At 60.4% G+C, this 18,163-nt stretch carries 16 protein-coding genes; 11 read left to right on the top strand and 5 right to left on the bottom strand.

Annotated elements, in window-relative coordinates; all coding sequences use genetic code 11:
- Positions 1-46 precede the first annotated feature (46 nt).
- Positions 47-847 carry an enoyl-CoA hydratase gene (locus VGI36_11740; GenBank protein HEY2485815.1) on the bottom strand — a complete coding sequence of 267 codons (801 nt, stop codon included), beginning with the start codon at positions 845-847 and terminating at the stop codon, positions 47-49.
- Positions 848-1,142: 295 nt separating this feature from the next.
- The gene (locus VGI36_11735) at positions 1,143-2,846 is read right to left on the bottom strand and encodes an amidohydrolase family protein (GenBank protein HEY2485814.1); all 1,704 of its coding nucleotides are present in this window, start codon (positions 2,844-2,846) and stop codon (positions 1,143-1,145) included.
- 392 nt (positions 2,847-3,238) lie between these two features.
- Here VGI36_11735 and VGI36_11730 point away from each other — a divergent pair, with 392 nt between their 5' ends.
- On the top strand, positions 3,239-3,976 hold the full coding sequence (locus VGI36_11730) for a hypothetical protein (GenBank protein HEY2485813.1): 738 nt from the start codon (positions 3,239-3,241) through the stop codon (positions 3,974-3,976).
- Between the two features lie 73 nt (positions 3,977-4,049).
- Here the strand turns inward: VGI36_11730 and VGI36_11725 are convergent, their stop codons facing one another.
- Positions 4,050-4,730 (bottom strand): helix-turn-helix domain-containing protein, encoded by a 681-nt coding sequence (locus VGI36_11725; GenBank protein ID HEY2485812.1) that lies wholly within the window; start codon positions 4,728-4,730, stop codon positions 4,050-4,052.
- Between the two features lie 155 nt (positions 4,731-4,885).
- Between VGI36_11725 and VGI36_11720 the strand changes: the two genes are divergently transcribed.
- The 7 genes from VGI36_11720 to VGI36_11690 all read left to right on the top strand — a co-directional run bounded on the left by VGI36_11720 (position 4,886) and on the right by VGI36_11690 (position 13,789).
- On the top strand, positions 4,886-6,019 hold the full coding sequence (locus tag VGI36_11720) for an LLM class flavin-dependent oxidoreductase (GenBank protein HEY2485811.1): 1,134 nt from the start codon (positions 4,886-4,888) through the stop codon (positions 6,017-6,019).
- A gap of 45 nt (positions 6,020-6,064) precedes the next feature.
- Entirely contained in the window at positions 6,065-7,192 is a 1,128-nt protein-coding gene (locus VGI36_11715; GenBank protein HEY2485810.1) for an amidohydrolase family protein, read from the top strand.
- A gap of 10 nt (positions 7,193-7,202) precedes the next feature.
- The gene (locus VGI36_11710) at positions 7,203-8,330 is read left to right on the top strand and encodes an amidohydrolase family protein (protein HEY2485809.1); all 1,128 of its coding nucleotides are present in this window, start codon (positions 7,203-7,205) and stop codon (positions 8,328-8,330) included.
- Between the two features lie 92 nt (positions 8,331-8,422).
- The gene (locus VGI36_11705) at positions 8,423-9,844 is read left to right on the top strand and encodes an NAD(P)-binding protein (protein HEY2485808.1); all 1,422 of its coding nucleotides are present in this window, start codon (positions 8,423-8,425) and stop codon (positions 9,842-9,844) included.
- Positions 9,845-9,855: 11 nt separating this feature from the next.
- A complete protein-coding gene (locus VGI36_11700) occupies positions 9,856-11,040 on the top strand; it encodes an LLM class flavin-dependent oxidoreductase (GenBank protein HEY2485807.1) in 1,185 nt (394 codons plus the stop codon).
- Positions 11,041-11,053: 13 nt separating this feature from the next.
- Entirely contained in the window at positions 11,054-12,040 is a 987-nt protein-coding gene (locus VGI36_11695) for an alpha/beta hydrolase (GenBank protein HEY2485806.1), read from the top strand.
- Between the two features lie 84 nt (positions 12,041-12,124).
- The gene (locus VGI36_11690; protein ID HEY2485805.1) at positions 12,125-13,789 is read left to right on the top strand and encodes an amidohydrolase family protein; all 1,665 of its coding nucleotides are present in this window, start codon (positions 12,125-12,127) and stop codon (positions 13,787-13,789) included.
- A gap of 11 nt (positions 13,790-13,800) precedes the next feature.
- Here VGI36_11690 and VGI36_11685 read toward each other — a convergent pair whose 3' ends face one another.
- Complete coding sequence (locus VGI36_11685; protein ID HEY2485804.1) at positions 13,801-14,214, bottom strand: GFA family protein; 414 nt, start codon at positions 14,212-14,214, stop codon at positions 13,801-13,803.
- 28 nt (positions 14,215-14,242) lie between these two features.
- On the bottom strand, positions 14,243-14,713 hold the full coding sequence (locus tag VGI36_11680; protein HEY2485803.1) for a hypothetical protein: 471 nt from the start codon (positions 14,711-14,713) through the stop codon (positions 14,243-14,245).
- 563 nt (positions 14,714-15,276) lie between these two features.
- On the opposite strand from VGI36_11680, the gene VGI36_11675 reads away from it, so the two are divergent.
- The 3 genes from VGI36_11675 (at position 15,277) to VGI36_11665 (ending at position 18,147) form a co-directional block, all read left to right on the top strand.
- The gene (locus VGI36_11675; protein ID HEY2485802.1) at positions 15,277-15,804 is read left to right on the top strand and encodes a hypothetical protein; all 528 of its coding nucleotides are present in this window, start codon (positions 15,277-15,279) and stop codon (positions 15,802-15,804) included.
- Positions 15,805-17,105: 1,301 nt separating this feature from the next.
- A complete protein-coding gene (locus VGI36_11670; GenBank protein HEY2485801.1) occupies positions 17,106-17,801 on the top strand; it encodes an OmpA family protein in 696 nt (231 codons plus the stop codon).
- A 40-nt stretch (positions 17,802-17,841) separates the two neighbouring features.
- A complete protein-coding gene (locus tag VGI36_11665) occupies positions 17,842-18,147 on the top strand; it encodes a hypothetical protein (protein HEY2485800.1) in 306 nt (101 codons plus the stop codon).
- Positions 18,148-18,163 lie beyond the last annotated feature (16 nt).

Genomic DNA, 18,163 nt, shown 5'->3' with positions numbered 1-18,163 from the left:
TTTGTATTGGCCCAGGCCTCCTGGCAGATCCGGGAGCTGTTAACTTCTACCGGCCGCGGAAATTGGGACGACGCTTTTCGAGGAACGCACGCACGCCTTCCCGGTAATCTTCGCTGTTGAAGCACGTCGCCACCAGCTCGGCGACGCCCTCGATATCGCGCTTGCCGGAATCCTTGATGCATTCACGAATCGTGGCTTTCGCAGCCTCGATGGTGAGCGGCGCGTTGGACGCCATCCGGGTCACGTAGTCGCGCACACACGACTCGAGCTCCCGCGGTTCCACCACCCGATTGACGAGCCCCATGGCGAACGCTTCATCGGCATCGAACAGCCGCGCAGAGAAAAGAATATCGCGCGCGTTGGCATGACCCACGGTTTGGGTGAGTGCAATGACGCCTTCGAGGGGGTAGGCCAATCCCAACCGTGCCGCCGGAATTCCCATCCTGGTTCCGCGCGCGGCGATGCGAATATCGCAGGCGAGCGCGACCTGGACCCCGCCTCCGATGCACACGCCCGAGATCATCGCGACGATCGGGGTGGCACTTTCCAGCATCGAGTTGATCGCGCGATTGGGTGCTTCGCGGTAGGTGCGCGCCTGTGACGCATCGGAGCGTAGCGCTGGAAATTCGGAAATATCAGCCCCGGCGATGAAAGCTTCGGGCGTCGAGCCGGTCATGACGATCGCGCGGATCTCTTCGTCGCGGTCGAGCTGGGTGATTGCCTCGGGGATTCGTTGCCAGGTCCGGAGATTAAGCGCGTTGCGCACCTCAGGACGATTGAGCACGACCCATCCGATTGGTGGTTCGCGCCTGACGAGAACCGGGTCGGTTGAATTTTGCTCGCTCATTGCCACGCACGCTCCCGCGATACGATTGAGGACCGTCTGTCGAATGGGTTCGAGTCAGGATTTTGAGCACATTTGAGTGCTGGACGAAACCATGTGCAGAAGGGGGTGGGAGACCCGCGCGGTGGCAAAGATTTTGGACCTTCAGAACCGGTAATCAAACGGTTCCTGCGCTCTGGGTGTGCTCCCGTTGGTGGGATTCCCCTAAGACGAGCTGCCCAGTGAGATGAAAATGAGAAGGGTTTCCTGCCTGAAGCAGGAAACCCTTCATCCCATCTCAATGAGTTGAAGACGTGTGTCAGTCGGCAGCCAGCGGGCCGCGCAGGAGTTTGCCGGGCAGCGCGCCGGTGTGCTCGTTGTTGCGTAGCAGCACCTGTCCATTCACCACCGTGGCCAGCAGTCCCTCGGACTTTTGCTTGAGCCGCTTGGCACCTGCAGGCAGGTCGTGGGCGAGTTCCGGCAGCTTCGGCGTGATCTTATCGGGATCGAAAACCATCACGTCCGCGAAGTTGCCCTCACGGAGCAGACCGCGACCGTTGAGGCCCCAGTGATAGGCCGGAACGAAGCTCATCATTCGGATGGCCTGCTCCAGGGTGAGCGCCTGCTTTTCGCGCACCCAGTGGCTGAGCACGTGTGTCTGCAGAGACGAATCCATGATCTGCGACACGTGTGCACCCGAATCCGAGAAGGTCACCACCGAGCGCGGATTCTTCATCATTTCCAGCACGCGATCCTGATCCTCGTTTACCAGGGTCTGCATGAAAAACTGCTTGAGGTTCTTCGCCAGCGCGAGATCGATGATTACATCGACTGGATCCTTGTGCTCGGCATCCGCGATTTCCGCGACCGATCGATGAGGCGGCGTCGGGCGCAGCAGCGGAAAGATCCATTTGAAGTTCGCGGACCGGGCTTCCGCTCCGACTCTCCGGTCGGCCTCCCCGCGCTCGCGTGCGGCCTCCACTAGCTTGCGTCTGGTTTCGGGGTTGCGCAGCGCAGCTTCCTGCTCGCCTAGCGGGAGCTTGCGAATCTCCTTCCATGCGGGAATCCGGTCGAACGGCATCATGGTTTCGAACGACAGCAGTATATTCAGCGACCGGCTATGAACCTGAATAAACATTCTGCCGCCCGCGGCTGCGGTCTCATCGGCGAGCTTGAAGTAATGGCGCCAGTAGTCGGGAGCCCGGCGCGAACTGAACATGCCGTAGGTAACCGGCACGGAGGTATCGATCGCGAGCGCTTTGAGCCGAGCCAGATAGTCGTCGAGCCGCGCGCCCTGGGCGCCGGTATCCTCACCGGCAATTTCGAAAATGCCCGCACCCAGGTCACCCATCACTCCGACCAGGCTGCGAACTTCGTCCCAGTTTGCGATTCGGCTGGCGACCGGGCGACCGTCGGGGGTCTGATGATTGGTGGTGCGCGACGTGGTGAATCCGATCGCGCCCGCGCGGATCGCATTGCCCAGCTCCTCGCGCATCATCTGCAAATCTTCGGTGGTTGCCGGCTCATCGAACGCGCGCTGTCCCATCACGTAGGTGCGGAGAGCCGAATGACCCATGTATGCGGCGTAGTTAATCCCTTTGGGCTGCCGTTCGACGGCATCGAGATATTCCGCAAACGTGGTCCACGACCATTTGATTCCCGCCTCCATCGCTTCGGGCGAGATATCTTCGGCGCGCTCCAGATTGCGCATCACCAACAGCTTATCTTTTTCGCCGCAAGGCGCGAGCGAGAAGCCGCAGTTGCCCATCACCACGCTGGTAACGCCGTGCCAGCACGAGCAGGTGCCGAGCGCATCCCAGAAGACTTGGGCATCCATGTGCGTATGAGCGTCGATAAGTCCGGGCGCGACAATGTGCCCATCAGCGTCGATAGTCTCACGCGCGCTTTCGCGAACTTTTCCGATCGCCGCTATCTTGCCCTCGGCGATTCCCACGTCGCCGCGAAACCGCGGCATGCCGCTGCCATCAACGATCGTGCCATTGCGAATGATTAGATCGTACATCGCTCACTCCCTTCCGGGCCGGTCCCGGGCCGGACCTGAGGTCCGGCAGGTAAGCTGCGTTTAAGTCTCTTACTCTTGCTTATTTCAGAATCGGGGCAGGGTCAGCAAGCGGGCGGGAGGGTCGGTCGGCACAGGGTGCCAGCCCCCGCCTGGGCGCCGAGCGGAGATTCCGACCCCATCACCAAATCCCGGGGTGGTCGAGGCGTCGGGGTCAGACCCCGTATTCGTTTGTGCTTTCAGCACCGCGGTGCAGCGCCCAAGGCCTCGTCGCAAAAGCAGTTCTGCATGGGAATTGTGTTAGACGTGTCCATTCTGTCTTGACCGTCACGCCCTGCGCTCCTTAAAACATACAGACAGTATGTAGAAAGCCGTCCGCCGGCAGGAGGTTCAACATGGAAACCCGCATCGATGAAATCGCGGATCGTATTTATCGGCTCTCGACCTTCGTGCCCGAAACCGCTCCGCCGGCCGGAATCTCCTTTAACCAGTTCCTCATCGATGCCGACGAACCGCTGCTGTTCCACTGCGGGCAGCGCTTTCTATTTCCCAGCGTCTGCGCCACCGCCGCACGAATCATCGATCTGAAGCGCTTGCGCTGGATAACCTTCAGCCACGTGGAGTCGGACGAATGCGGCTCGCTGAATGAATGGCTCGCCGCGGCGCCCAACGCGACCGCGGCTCATGGACGGATCGGATGTAACATCTGGCTGAACGATACGGCCGTTCGTGCTCCGCGGGCGCTCAAGAACGGGGAGGCGATCGATTTGGGGGGCAAGCGCGCCACCCGCATCGACACGCCGCACGTTCCGCACTGCTGGGATGCCGGCCTCATCTTCGAGGAAACCACCCGGACCCTGTTCAGCAGCGATTTGCTTTTTCAATTCGGTGACGGCCCCGCGCTTGCGACCGATGACATCCTGGCGGGGGCACTGATTGCGGAAGAGAGGTTCCGCGCCATCGCAATCACCACCGAAACGCCCGCGACGGTCCGCAGCCTGGCCGCACTCAAACCGCGCACCATTGCGATCATGCATGGTTCGTCGATCACCGGCGAGGTGGCTCCGGTGCTCGAAGGGTTGGCGAACTACTACCAAGAGAAGCTGCGCAAGGCGGTGGAAGAGCCGGGATAGATTACCGCACGGAGGCGCAACTCAAACCCGTCGCCGGTTCAGGAACACCAACTGCTCTTCGAAGGCAGTCGACTCAGCAAACGCCGATCAGCAAAGCGGCCCGTTCGCGGATGAACTCGCGCCAGGAACCATCTCCGACCAGATCCGGGAGCAGAGTGTCCATGTGGATGAGCCCCATGATCAAGATGCAGAACACGCGGGCGACATGATCGGGGTCCAAGGTGGGATCTAGTTCACCGGCCTTCTGCGCGCTTGCAATGCCGGCGCTGATTTGCCCGATGGCAAGCTGATCCGACTTGGTCAGCAATTGCCTGACCTTGGCATCTCGGGCGGCAGCCGAATGCACTTCAATTGACAGTTGTCGCACGAGCTTCAACGCGGGTTCGGTGTACGCCGCGGCCAGACGTGCCAGCGCGGTCGCGTCGTTGCCCCGCTCGGAGTTGTGCGCGAACAGCGGGCTTGACAGAAACGAGCGCGTCACCACCTCGTGCAGCAGTTCGCCCTTCCCCTCGAAGTGCTTGTAGATCGCGCCCGCGGTAATCCCGCTAGCCTTGGCGATCGCAGGCATCGATGCGCCGCCGAAGCCTTTCTCCGCGAAGAGCCGGGTAGCGGAGGCGAGGATGCGCTCGCGGGTGGTGGCCTCAAGGGCGGCGTGATGTCGCTCATTTGCCGCCGAACCGGCCTTGGCCGGCCTTGGCAACTTTGATCGCGTGCGCCCCGTTGCGGTATCCAGGGAAGCTCCTCGAATGGCCATGCTTGCGCCATAATGACGCACAATCCGTTGACAAGTAAACGGTCATTTACTACGCTTCTGAGAGATACGGTAAACGCTCATTTACCATAGTACTTCCCGGAATTAGCACACGCTTGGCCTTCGACAGGCGGGCGGCGCAAGCCGAAGGAGAGAATATGGAATTCGCCCTACAGTACGAGATCCAGAGAAGCCGGCCCCACTACGAGGGCTTCATGTACGACATCTACCATCAGGCGACCGAGCAGGTGAAACTGGCCGACCGCCTCGGCTACCACTCGGTGTGGACGGTCGAGCATCACTTTCTGAGCGAATGGTCGTACTCGTCGGCGCCCGAAGTTTGGTACGGCGCGCTCAGCCAGGTGACGTCGCGCATTCGGCTTGGCCACGGCGTCTGCCTGCTGCCGATCCCCTTCAATCATCCGGCCCGCGTGGCGGAGCGAATCGCGGTCCTCGATATCATGTCCAATGGCCGGGTCGAGTTCGGCAGCGGGCGGTCCATCACCGAGGCCGAGCTCGATGGCTTCCAGGTGCACCCGGAGGATTCGCGCCCAATGTGGGAGGAAGCCATCGCGGCGATTCCCAAAATGTGGACGCAGCCGACCTTCTCCTGGGACGGCAAGTTTTTCAAAATGCCGGAGCGGGAAATCATCCCCAAACCGATACAGAAGCCGCATCCGCCGATGTGGGTTGCGGCGACTCAACCCACCACCTGGGAAGTGGCCGGGCATAAGGGAATCGGGGCGCTGGGATTTGGCATTTCCGAGCCCGGAGTACTCGACAAGTTGGTCACCACCTACCGCAACGCGCTCAAGAACTGCGAGCCGGTGGGCTCTTTCATCAACGCGCGTACAGCGGCTGCCACCGTTTGCGTGTGCGCTCCCACCCGCGAAGAGGCGATGCGCTACGGCAAGGACGCGATCGATTTCACGACCCGCAAAGGTGCCGAGCTGTTCACGCCGTTCGCCAAGCGCGAGGTCAGAGGCTACGAGTATTACAAGAAGATGGCGGAAGCCGCGGTCGCGCTCGGCGACTATCGGCTGTCCACCGAAGATCTCAACAAGCGCATCGATGCGGGTGCGGTCATGGTCGGAGATCCCGAGGACTGCCTCAAGGTCGCGAAAATGTATGAATCTGCCGGCGTCGACTTACTTCTCATGCTGGTGCAGGTCGGTGCGATACCGCATGACAAGGTGCTGCAGACGATCGATCTCATCGGCAAGCACGTCATGCCGAAGTTGAATCCGCACGTAACGGTGGTGGAAGCGGAAAGCGCCGCGGCGGCCCGATGAGCGTTTGAAGCAGAGAGTTTAAGTCCGCGCAGGAGGGCCAAACCGATGCCATCAAAAGAACTTGTCGTTGATGCGGACGGTCATATCCTCGAACCGCCCGATCTCTGGGAAAAGTATCTGGAGGCCGAGTACCAGCCGCGCGCCATCAAGCTCGTCAAGAACGACAAAGGACTGGAATGTCTCCAATACGACGGCAAGCTCTCGCAGATGGCTCAGCCTGGATTCCTTGCGGCGCTTGGCGGGATGGGCCGCGCGCAGGACGAGCTGCGGCCGGCCGCCGAGCGCACCTACGTCGGATGCGCCCCGTTCGGCTCGATGGACGCAAGAGAACGGGTCGCGCTGCTCGACAAGGAGAACCTCGCCAAGGCGGTGCTCTATCCGACCCTTGGCATTTTATGGGAAGCCGAAGTTGAAGACGTCGAGCTCTCCCAGGCTTATTGCCGCGCCTACAACCGATGGATCGCGGATTTCTGCAGGCCCTACCGCGACCGTCTGATACCGATTGCACACCTTTCACTGGGCAACCCCAAGGCGGCGGCCGAGGAATTCAGGCGCGCGGTCAAGGATGGCTGCCGCGGCGCGTTCGTCGCACCGTTCACCATTACGCACAAGCCGCACGGCCATCCGGATCACGACCCAGTGTTCGCCGCCGCCGAGGAGCTCGACGTTCCGCTCGCGCTTCATCCGACTTTCGAGCCGCGCGGATTGAATCGAGCGCGATTCCACGGCATGGAACGAATGCCCCTGATCGGCGTGATGGCATCGCAGATTCTGCAGCAGCCGCTTTCGACCTTCTTTCAATTCGGCGTGTTCGACAAATTTCCCAAGCTGCGCCTCGTGATCCTGGAATCGGGTTCTTCGTGGCTCGGGTTCTGGATGGATCGCATGGATGAAGGCTACGCAACCTGGATGGGCCGAACGATTCCGCTCAAGAGGAAGCCCAGCGAGTATGTGCGCTCGCAGGTGTGGATTTCGGGCGATCCCGACGAGCAGGCGACCGCGTACGTGGTCGACTACGTCGGACGGGACCGTTTTTTCTGGGCCAGTGACTTTCCTCATCCCGACCATGGGGGCAAGTATCTCGACGCACTGGAACGAATGGTCGGGCCGATGTCACCGGAAGCGCGCCGCGGCGTGATGGGCGAGAACGTGATGCGCTGCTACAACCTCTAGGTTTCGAGCTATGCCGGAAGACCAACTGATAATCGACGCGGACGGGCACATCCTGGAGTCCGCGCAACTCTGGGACCAGTATCTCGAGGACAAATATCGACCGCGCGCGATCCGGGTGAAGCTCGACGACCAGGGACTTGAGTATCTCGAATATGACGGCCGCCCCGCGCAGATGCTGCGCCACGGCATCCTGCACACCCTCGGTGCGATGGGCCGCCCCGCGCAGCAGCTCACACCATCGCCGGAGCGCACCTACGTGAACTCGGCACCGTTTGGATCGATGAATGCCAAGGAGAGGTTGCAGCTCCTCGACACGGATGGCATCGACAAGGCGATTCTGTACCCGACGATCGGGTTGTTGTGGGAGGCGGAGGTTGAAGATCCCGAGATTACCAACGCATATTGTCGCGCCTACAACCGCTGGATCGCCGACTTCTGCCGCGATTCCGGCGGGCGGCTGATTCCAATCGCGCATCTGTCGCTGTCGGACATTCCGGCCGCGGTCAGCGAGCTGGAGCGTGCCGTGAACGACGGGTGCCGCGGCGCATTCGTGGCTCCCTTCAATCATGCGCGCCGCGCGCATGGTCATCCCGACCATGATCCGCTGTTCGCAAAGTTCCAGGAACTCGATGTTCCCTTCGCGATTCATCCGACTTTTGAGCCGCAAAGCCTCGCGTCACGGCGCTTCACCGACCTGCGCACTTCGATCTGGTATCAGCAGATCATGGCTTGCCACGCGGCGCAGACCGCATTCACCACCCTGTTTTCATTCGGGGTGTTCGACAAATTTCCCAAACTCAAGGCGGTGGTTCTGGAATCGGGCGCGGGATGGATTGGCTACTGGGTTGATCGGATGGATGCCCTTTACGAAGTGCCGATCAATCGCGCGCCGCTGAAGAATCCACCCAGTCACTACATCCGCACCCAATGCTGGCTTAGTGCCGACCCCGACGAGCGCGCGATTGCCGGCTTGATCAGGTTCGTCGGCGAAGATCGATTTTTCTGGGCGAGCGATTTTCCGCACGCGGACCACGGTGGCCAATACATGAGGGAGCTGAAGGAGCTGCTAGCCGAAATGCCGGCGGCCGCCGCGACAAAGCTGGCGGGGCAGACTGTGGCAGCTCTATACCGGATCTGAACTTCCCGGATGGTGCCCCTCAACGAACGGACCGCGCTGGCGCGCGCGGCGATTTCCGCGCTCGTCCAGGCAAGGTGAGGAGTGTTGCTAGATTGACTGCAAAGCATGCCGTCGTGATAGGCGGCGGTATTGGAGGGATGTGCGCGGCACGCGTTCTGTCCCAACACTTCGAGCGCGTGACGCTGCTCGAGCGCGATGCGTTGCCCAAAGACGCGGCCCATCGCAAGGGTGTCCCACAGAGCCGCCATCCGCACGTGATGCTCGATCGCGGGCGGCGCGAGTTGGAGGCATTGTTCCCCGGATGGGACGATGCTCTTCGCGAGCGCGGCGCGCTCAACCTCGATGCCGGGGTAGACCTTGCCGCTTTGCAGCCCGATCGTTGGTCGACGCGCCGGCGCACGGGGCACGTGATGCTGTGTGCGAGTCGACTGCTGATCGAGAGCGTGATTCGGGATCGAATCCGGTTCGATCCGCGCGTAACAATTGTGGAGCGAGTTGAGGCAATCGACTTGCTTCCCGCTGCGGGAGATCCCCACCGGATTGCGGGAGTTTCAGCGCGCGAAGTCGGCGCGCAACTGACCAGTCATATCGATGCCGACCTGGTAGTTAATTGCAGCGGGCGCAGCTCGCGCGCTCACCAATGGGTCCAGCGGCTCGGGTTTCCCGCCATTGAGCGGGAGGAGATTGATGCCGACGCCGGATACAGCACCTGCTGGTACCAGGCGCCGCCTGCAAGTCAACGGCCGGCGCACTGGTGGTGGAAGGGAATATTTCTCAACCCCTCCTCCCAACCCAAGCGGCCGGAGGATTACTATTTCGCCCTGCTACTGCCGATCGAGAACGACCGCTTCCTGCTCACGCTGGCGTCGTGGGGTGGGCGCCAGCTCCCGGCGGACCACGAGTCGTTCGCAGCGCTTTGCGCCAGGCTGCGATCTCCAATCGTGGCGGATGCGCTGGCGATCTCGAAGCCTATCTACCAGATTTTCCACCGCCGCGGGATGCAGAACATCTGGAATCACTACGAACACTGGGATGGACCGGCGGGCTTCATCTGCGTGGCCGACGCCGTATGCGCGTTCAATCCGGTCTATGGACAGGGCATGACCAGCGCCGCGGTCTGCGCGCAGATCCTGCGCCAGCTTCTCGGCGAGATGGATTCGGCCAATGCCGCATTTCCCGCCACCTTCTTTAAGCGGCAAGCCGAGTTCGTGAGGCAACCGTGGGCGCTCTCGGTGGCGCGCGACCGGCAGGCACTCGCCCTCAAGGAGGGCAAGGCGGAGGCCGACGAAGGATTCGGTAGTCCGGCCTGGGAACGAATTTTTCGCGAAGGCGCAGACCATCCGACGATTGCCGAGCCGCTGTTCGATGTTCTTAACCTCAATCGCCCACCCGAGTCGCTAATGACGGACGGGGCATTTCTGGCCGCGGTAAATGAGCTGTTGCAGCGACCGCCGCTCCCGGCGGCCGATCCCGACGCAATTCCGGCCTATCCGGCCGATCCCATTGCCAACTAGGAGAAGTTTAGATGATTGCCATACGACCAAACCGCATGCGCTGCGGCATCTTCCTGGCGCCCTTTCACCCAGTGGACGAGGATCCCACCCTTGCGCTCAGGCGCGATATCGAACTCATCGAACATCTCGATCACATAGGTTTCGACGAAGCGTGGATCGGCGAGCATCATTCCGCGGGCTACGAAATCATCGCCTCGCCGGAACTGATGATTGCCGCGGCCGCCGAGCGCACCCAGCGCATCCGGCTTGGCACCGGCGTCATCTCGCTGCCGTATCATCATCCGCTGATGGTCGCCAATCGCGCGATCCAGCTCGATCACATGACGCGCGGCCGCGCGATGTTCGGCGTCGGACCCGGGCTGCTTCCATCCGACGCAGAAATGCTGGGTGTTCCGGTGCCCAAGCAGCGGGATCGCATGAGCGAGTCGCTCGACGTGATCCTGCGCCTCATCGCCGGAGAAGTCGTGACCGAGCAAACCGAGTGGTACACACTCAAAGAAGCGCGCTGCCAGGTTCTGCCGTACACACGTCCGCGCCCAGATTTTGCGGTCGCGAGCACCTTCACCCCGTCGGGCGGGAAGCTTGCGGGGCGCCACGGATTGGGAATGCTCTGCGTGGCCGCGTCACAGCAGGCCGGCTATGACGTGCTGGGCACCAACTGGCAGGTGGCCTGTGAGATCGCGCGGGAGAATGGGCGCGAGATGGATCGCTCGGTGCTCCGCCTGGTTGCGCCGATGCATCTGGCGGAAAGCCGCGAGCAGGCAATGCGCGACATCAAGTTCGGCCTCCATAAGTGGGTCCACTACTTCGCCAGCATTAATCCCACGGCAAGCGGTGATGACCTCGGCGCCAAAGACCCTGCGGAGGCGATGGTTGAATCAGGACGCGCGGTTATCGGTACTCCTGACGATGCGTGTGCGATGATCGAGGGGCTGGAGAAGCAATCCGGCGGCTTCGGATGCATCCTGCTGCTCGCCCACAACTGGGCGAATTTCGACGCAACCAAGCGATCCTACGAATTGTTCGCGCGCCACGTTTTGCCACGCTTCAATGAATCGAACATCGCGCGCGCCGCCTCGTTGCAGTGGTTCACCGACCACAACCAGGAGCTCATCGGAAAGGCGATTTCGGCGGCAACCGAGACCGTGCAAAAGCACTTTGCAGAACAGGCCGCCAAGCAGCAGCTGAAACATTGATGGGAAGGCGCAAATGTCCAACCTGAACTGGCCAGCCCCGCGCACGATCGCATTACCCGAGCACGTCAATCGGCCTGCGATAAGCCTGGCGGTGTACGAGGCCGGTTCTGGACCGGCCGTGGTTTTCTGCCATGGCTTTCCGGAACTCGCTTATTCGTGGCGTCATCAACTTCCCGCGGTTGCCGCAGCGGGGTTTCGCGCTATCGCGCCGGACCAGCGGGGCTACGGCGGCTCCAGCGCGCCGGCGGCGGTTACCGACTACGGTATCAGCGAGCTGACCGGGGACCTCGTGGGGTTACTTGACGCGTTGAGGATCCACCGAGCGATCTTTGTGGGTCATGACTGGGGCGGCTTCATCGCCTGGGCAATGCCGGTCATGTATCCCGAGCGTACCGCCGGAGTGATTGGAGTGTGCACCCCTTACATCGCCTTTCCACCGCTTGCGCAGATGCGCGCGCTGGTCGGCGGCAAAGACGAGAGGATTTATATCCTGTGGTTCCAAGAACCGGGCCGCGCCGAAGCCGTGATGGATCCGAAGGCGCGTCTGATCTTCGACCGGCTGATGCGCGCGCCGATCGATCCGCTGGTAGCGACCAGCCAGATGATGGCCAGCGGTGAATTGGACATGAATCCGTTCCGGCGCATCGAGGAGCTTGCGGCAAATGCGCCGTCGATCGTCACGTCCGCGGAGCTCGACACTTACGTGCAGACCTACGAGCGGACCGGCTTTCGCGGCGGAATAAATTGGTACCGCAACATCGAGCGCAACGCGCGCGAGCACCCGGAGATCGGCGTAAACAAATTGAGCCTGCCATGCCTGATGATAACCGCAGGTTGGGATATCGCACTACGGCCCCAGATGGCAGCGGGAATGCCCGCCCTGTGCTCGGACCTGGAGATGCACAACATCGAGAAGGCGGGACATTGGGTGCAGCAGGAGCGTCCCGCCGAGGTAAACGACAAAATCATCGATTGGCTGAAACGCCGATTCGGCAATTAGGACCGATTACAGTTACGGCGGGCGGTGCAGCCGCTCAACTAAAACCGAAAGGTCGGCATGCGGTCCAGTAACAGGAGCGAGGCTATGAGTCAGGCAGACCTAGCAATTCGTAACGCACAAATCGTGGATGGTACCGGAACAGCTGCCTTCGAAGGCGACGTCGCGGTCAGCGATGGAAAGATCGTCGCGGTCGGTGCATTTAGCGGCACGGCCGCTCGCGAGATCGACGTGCGCAGGCACACTCTGAGCCCCGGCTTCATCGACGTACACACCCACTACGATCCCCAACTCTGCTGGGATCGCCTCGCAACTCCCAGTCTCGAGCACGGCGTGACCACGGTGGTGGTAGGCAATTGCTCGCTCAGCCTCGCACCGGTGCGCGAGGGCGGGAGCCGCAAGCTCATCAGGATGTTCGGCAAGATCGAGGACATCAAGGAACCGACCTTCGACGCAGGGGTCCCGTTCAAGTGGGAAAGCTTCGGCGAGTACCTCGATTTTATCCGGCCCGGCTTGGGCATCAACGTCGGCGCGCTCGTGGGTCATTCCGCGCTGCGCTACTACGTGATGGGTGCAAACAGCCAGGAACGGGTCGCGACCGATGCGGAAATCGCAGCGATGTGCGAACTGATGGAAGGCGCGATGGCTGCGGGCGCGATCGGCCTTTCCACATCGTACGTGGACATCGACGAGAACCTGCGCCCGGTGCCGAGCCGGCTGGCTGACATGCGGGAGAAAACCGCGCTGTGTAAGGCGATGGCCAAGAGCGGGCGCGGCACGCTGCAAACGGTCCCTTATTTCATCGACCCGGAGCAGCAACTCAAGAACATCGAGGAGCTGGGCGAACTGAGTCTTGCCAGCGGCGTGTTTTGCACTATAGCTCCGATCGTATACAGCCCGGCCGCCCCCGATAACTACAAGCGCAACCTTGCGAAGCTCGATGAGCAGCGCGCGCGTGGCGCCAAGGTGTTTGGGCAATCCATGCCGCGAAGCTTCAATATCAATATCCGGCTTTCAGAGACGTCGTTCCTGCTCTATGGATTACCCTCGTGGTACGCGCTCATGCAGCTTGAGTTGCCCGAGCGTATAGCGGGCTTCGCCGATCGCGGTGCGCGCGCCAAGCTGGTCAAGGACGCGGAGCAGCGGATACTTCCGTTGCTCAACGGCTCGGTGGTGGGCGAGGTCTACCATCCCGCCAACCGGGAATACCAGGGACGCCGGCTTCGGGAAATTGCCCAGGCGCTCGGCAAGCCGATTCCCGAGGTGATGCTGGACATTGCGGTCGCGGATGACCTGCGCACCGAGTTCCAAATCAACAACATCATCCATGGCGATCCTGAAGTAGTAGCGCAGATTCTCGACCATCCCTCGATTCACATCGGCGCATCCGACGCCGGCGCACACGTTTCGCAGTTCTGTGGCGCCGGCGACACCAGCGACCTCCTGGCGCGCTTTGTGCGCCAGTTCGGCAAGCTGAGCATGGAGCGGGCGGTGCATCGTCTCACGGCGGAACCCGCCGACGCGTGGGGGATCAAGAATCGCGGACGGATCAAGCTCGGCGCCGCGGCGGACCTCACGGTGTTCGATCCCAAGACGATCGCGCGCGGCGAGGAAGTTTTTGTGAGCGACTTCCCCGGCGGCGGCAATCGCTACATCCGCCACGCTCAGGGAATTGAGCAAGTGATCGTCAACGGCAAGGTGGTCGTCGATGGAGGCAAGTACACCGACGCCCGCGCCGGCCAGATTATTTGAGCATCACGGTATCAGCTTTCCGCTTCTTTGATAGTCGCGTAAGCAGGCAGACCGTCGACGATTCGGACCCAGCCGGGTTTGTGACTCGTCCAGATGTGAAGAGTCGGAGGAAACTTGTCCGGATCGTCCAGGCTGCAACTCATCACGTCGATTCGGTCAGCATAGTCCGCGTGCCGGTAGCTCAACGAGGTTCCACAGCGAGCGCAGAAACTGCGTGTCACGGGAGCCGATGAGTGAAACTCTGCGGGCTGTCCTTTGAGCAAGCTAAAATGGGTGATCGGAAAGGTGACATAGGGCAACATGGGCGCTCCCGCTGCTCTCCGGCATGACCGGCAATGACAGACGCCGCTTGAAAGCGGTGTGCCACGGACCCGGTACCTTATCGATCCGCACAAACATCCGCCTTCGACACTGGACTCGCTCATCGGACCACCTCAGGCGCCTTGTTCCACGCTATGGAGAGCTCCCGAAAATCCACACCCGCAGCGGACCTATCGCCTCGAAGCCGCTTAACAGGGCGTCACGCAGCGCATCGCCCCCTTCGTAGCCCACCACCGGCAGGCCCGGAAAGATTTCCGACAGCATTCGCAGCGACCCCGCGACACACTCGCGTAAATCGCGCCCCGGCTTAACAAACACGTTCGACCATCCGATGACGCCGGCGCTCCTGTTCCCGATGGCGCCAGCGACGATATGGTCGCCGCGACGGGCCGCAAGAATGGCGACATCGCGGTCTTCCAGTAGCACGGGTAGGTAGACGCGCGCGCGGGTGGTGTCGTAGTTCGCCTCGCACCAGGCGCGTTCCCATTCGGCGAGTGTTTGGCTCGCTCGCACCATTTCCCATCGCAGCTCGGGAGCCGAGGCCGACCTTACCGCCCCTAATCGCTCCTGGGTCAGATAGATCCACTGCGCATCAAACAGCACAGTGAATCCACAAGTAGTCAGATCAAGCGATGCAAAACTATCTTTGACGGCCCAGCCAGTGGGCAAGCCTTGATCAATAAGCTCCCTGATTAACTTGAGTTGTCGTGGTGAACTCCGCTCGGCGAGTGTCTGTGCATTCGGATAGAAACGCGGCAGCGGCGCGCGATTGATCCAAATTTCGTCAAAGAACTCGCCAGGTCTACCGTGCGCGCGACATACGCTATGACACCATTGAGCGTTGTTGCGTATAGCCTGCTCGATCCTTGTTTCCATCAGTCAATAGGTCGCTATGTGACAAATGTCGGGCACCAGCCGACTGCGCTGATTTACCTCCGTCGACGTCGCATTTCGCCCTCCGCGGATTTCCTATTCTAGCTATGTTGACGACAGCAACTTGCTCATTTGTAAGAGGCCAAATTTTACATGCGCGCCGCAGCCGCTTTGCAGGTTTTTACGTCGTTTGAGTGAGTTTCCCGACCACCCAAGGCTGGCACGTTGATTGGGCTTAAGCCACCGTCGGTCTCGAAGAAAGGAAGGTACAAAGCGTAATCGAGGGGAATCAGATGAGGACAATCCGTACTGGTCATCTTTTAACGGTACTTGCGATGGGAATATCGATGAGCGCGCTCGCGGGATGTGTCGACACCATCGTCCACGATGAACCCAGCGCGCCTCGCAACGTGGTGAGTCACTGCCAAGGCAGCGAAAACGTCGATGCCTCTTCGGTCGCCGCGATTCCCATTCCGGTGGTCGCCTTCTTCTCGCCTCACGCCGACCTGCGCAACTTGAAGCCTGAGGATTACCTGAACCGATGCGGTCCGACCACCGAACTGGCCAATCGCGATGTCGTGGTCGACAAGAGCGCGTGCATCCCCGCTTCGTTTACCGAGATCCTGACGCTGGGCATCTGGCAATGGTGTCCGGCGACTGTCACCTGGTCCGCGGACGTGACCAATGGACCGTCGCCGTCGCAGGTTTCTCAGGCCGTGATTGGCCTTCCTGCACCACAAACCACCGCATCCTATCGGTCCCAAACTTCTCAGGCCCAAACTTCCACGGCTGCCGCCGCAACCAGCGATCCGGTCCAGTAAGCGGCAGCAACGGCCGAGGTGGAGTGGAGAGAGGCGAGGGTGCTGCAAAACCCTGGTGTGCACCGCGCAGCACCCTCGCCCTGGGATTCCTCATCTATACTTGCGCTCGGTACACCAGGGGAAATACGCGGGCATTCCAGTCGATAGCGATCGAAGAACTGGAGCGGTCGTTTCTCCAGAAATGACATGCCCCGTCGCGGGCGTCCGTAGATGAGCTGCGCGCTAAAATGCCGCGGCTGACCCTCCATCTGATGGTCCGCACCAAGCATCCAGATAGGCGAAAACAAGGAATCGGCGCTACAAACCAATATCCGAAGTGTTTTGAGGGAAGTCGACTATATTCGGAATCTTGATCTGGCTCCGACGACCGGGGACCTGATTCCTATTCGCGATAGTAGTTTTCGCCAATCGAAACGCCCAACGGAAACCCCGACTCTCCGTCAATCAGCCTTCCGCACCTGAGCTGTCAGACCTCGAAGATCTATGCGGTCGCAGGACCGCTTCAGGCTCCGTGGAACTGACAACTAATTGGGAGGAACTATACCAATCACACTAGAACGGTCCTCTGAATTCCGCAGAACGTTCGACACGAAGGAGTGGAATGCACTCCGGTTTCAAGAGTCCATCGCTACACAACCTTTATCCATTACCCCTTGTTTCACCTGCTAGCTGATCGTCTTAGTCAACGGTTCGAACCTTTGTAGGTCTTCCATAATCGCTCGCTTCGAGCATTAGTCGACAACTCGCCGCGGATATTCTGGCCGAACATGGCGTGCGGCTTCACGGCTCAAGAAGCTGCTTTCCCGTCTCCCACGGACGGAGTCTACCAACCGCGCAGGTTCACCCGACGAGAGGCGATAAGAGCAATCCGTGGATGTATGTGATGCATTCGATGTCGCTAAGTAAAGCCAGGATTCCTGAACGATTTAAAAAGACCTTTTGCACAATATGAGGCTACTGAAGATTAGGTAAGTCCAGTGGGTTTTGCAGCGAAATGTTTTTCTTTCAAAAATCAAATATCAAAGGAGGCCTGTCGCCAATCCCCCCCTTTCTAAAGGGTATCCATTGGAGTAGTGTTCGATTCGATTTTCTGGCGCAGATTCGACGGCACCAGTCTGCTGCAACCAATCAAGTGTAGCGAACCGCATGCCGTCGCCTCGTTGAATCTGCGATTGGCGGCTGTATTTGCACTGAGGGGGAGCTTCCAACGGAGACTTGCCTAAAAGCGCCGCTCTTGGTGTCGACTCGTCGGATAGACCGCCATGTTTGTGACTTTGCGGGCCGTGAAGAGGGGTCGAAACATGAAATACCGTGATTCTCTCGTAGGGTTGGCCGTTGCTATCTGCTTGACGGTCTCGGGCTGCAAAATTCTCCAGTCCAGCACCATCATGGATCGCGAAGGATCCGGGCAGCCGGTGTCCGGTGTGGAGAGCAGCTTTGGAGTTCTGCATCTTACAGTCCCTGGTGACCTGACCGAGTTCACGAACATGGATCTCGTTCGGGCATGTCCAACCGGCATGCTCACGAACGTGACGACCGAGCTTAAGTTCCGCGAATGGTTCCTCTTTCAGTACTACAAAGTATCGGCCAGTGCGATTTGTCTTCCTCCACCTCCACCACCTCCGCCTCCTCCCCCACCTCCTCCGCCGTCACACGAGAAGCTAATACTGCGCGGCGTCCACTTCGATTTCGATAAAGCGAAGATCCGCCCAGAGGATATGCCTGTACTAGATGAGGCCGCCGAGACCCTGAGGGCCCACCCGGATATGAAAGTGGAGGTGAACGGTTACACCGACGCTATCGGCTCCTATGCATACAACCTGCGTCTATCCAAGCGTCGTGCCAATGCGGTGGTGCAATATCTGGAGAGCAAGGGTATTGCTGCAGATCGGCTGATTCCCCAAGGCTTCGGCAAAACTAACTTTGTGGCGACCAACAAGACTGCCGAAGGCAGAGCGCAGAATCGTAGGGTCGAACTGGTTCCGGTGGGTCAGTGAGTAGAGGCGAGCATCTTCTTTCCAAAGGAGGAAAACGGTTATGAAAAATTCTCTCGTTAAAACGACCACGATGTTCCTCGGCCTGAGTGTAATGCTCTCCGGCTGCGTTTGGCTCAGATCCAGCGCTATCAGCGACCGTGCGGGGAGCGGGCAGACCGTGCGGGTATCGACGGGCGATTACGGCATACTTCACCTCACTACCCCGGACGGTATAACCGAGGTGGCCAACTCGCAGCTCGTGTCACAGTGCCAGGGCAAGCTTACCAACGCACAGACCTCGCTTTACATGCGCGAGTGGATTCTAATCCAGTGGTATACGGTTGACGCCGTTGCCGTGTGCCAGTAGAGCAAGCGCCGTAAGG

It is taken from the genome of Candidatus Binataceae bacterium (assembly GCA_036495685.1).
Taxonomy (GTDB): domain Bacteria; phylum Desulfobacterota; class Binatia; order Binatales; family Binataceae; genus JAFAHS01.
The sequence above is the reverse complement of the archived record's forward strand: the minus strand, read 5'-3'. Positions and strand labels throughout refer to the sequence as shown.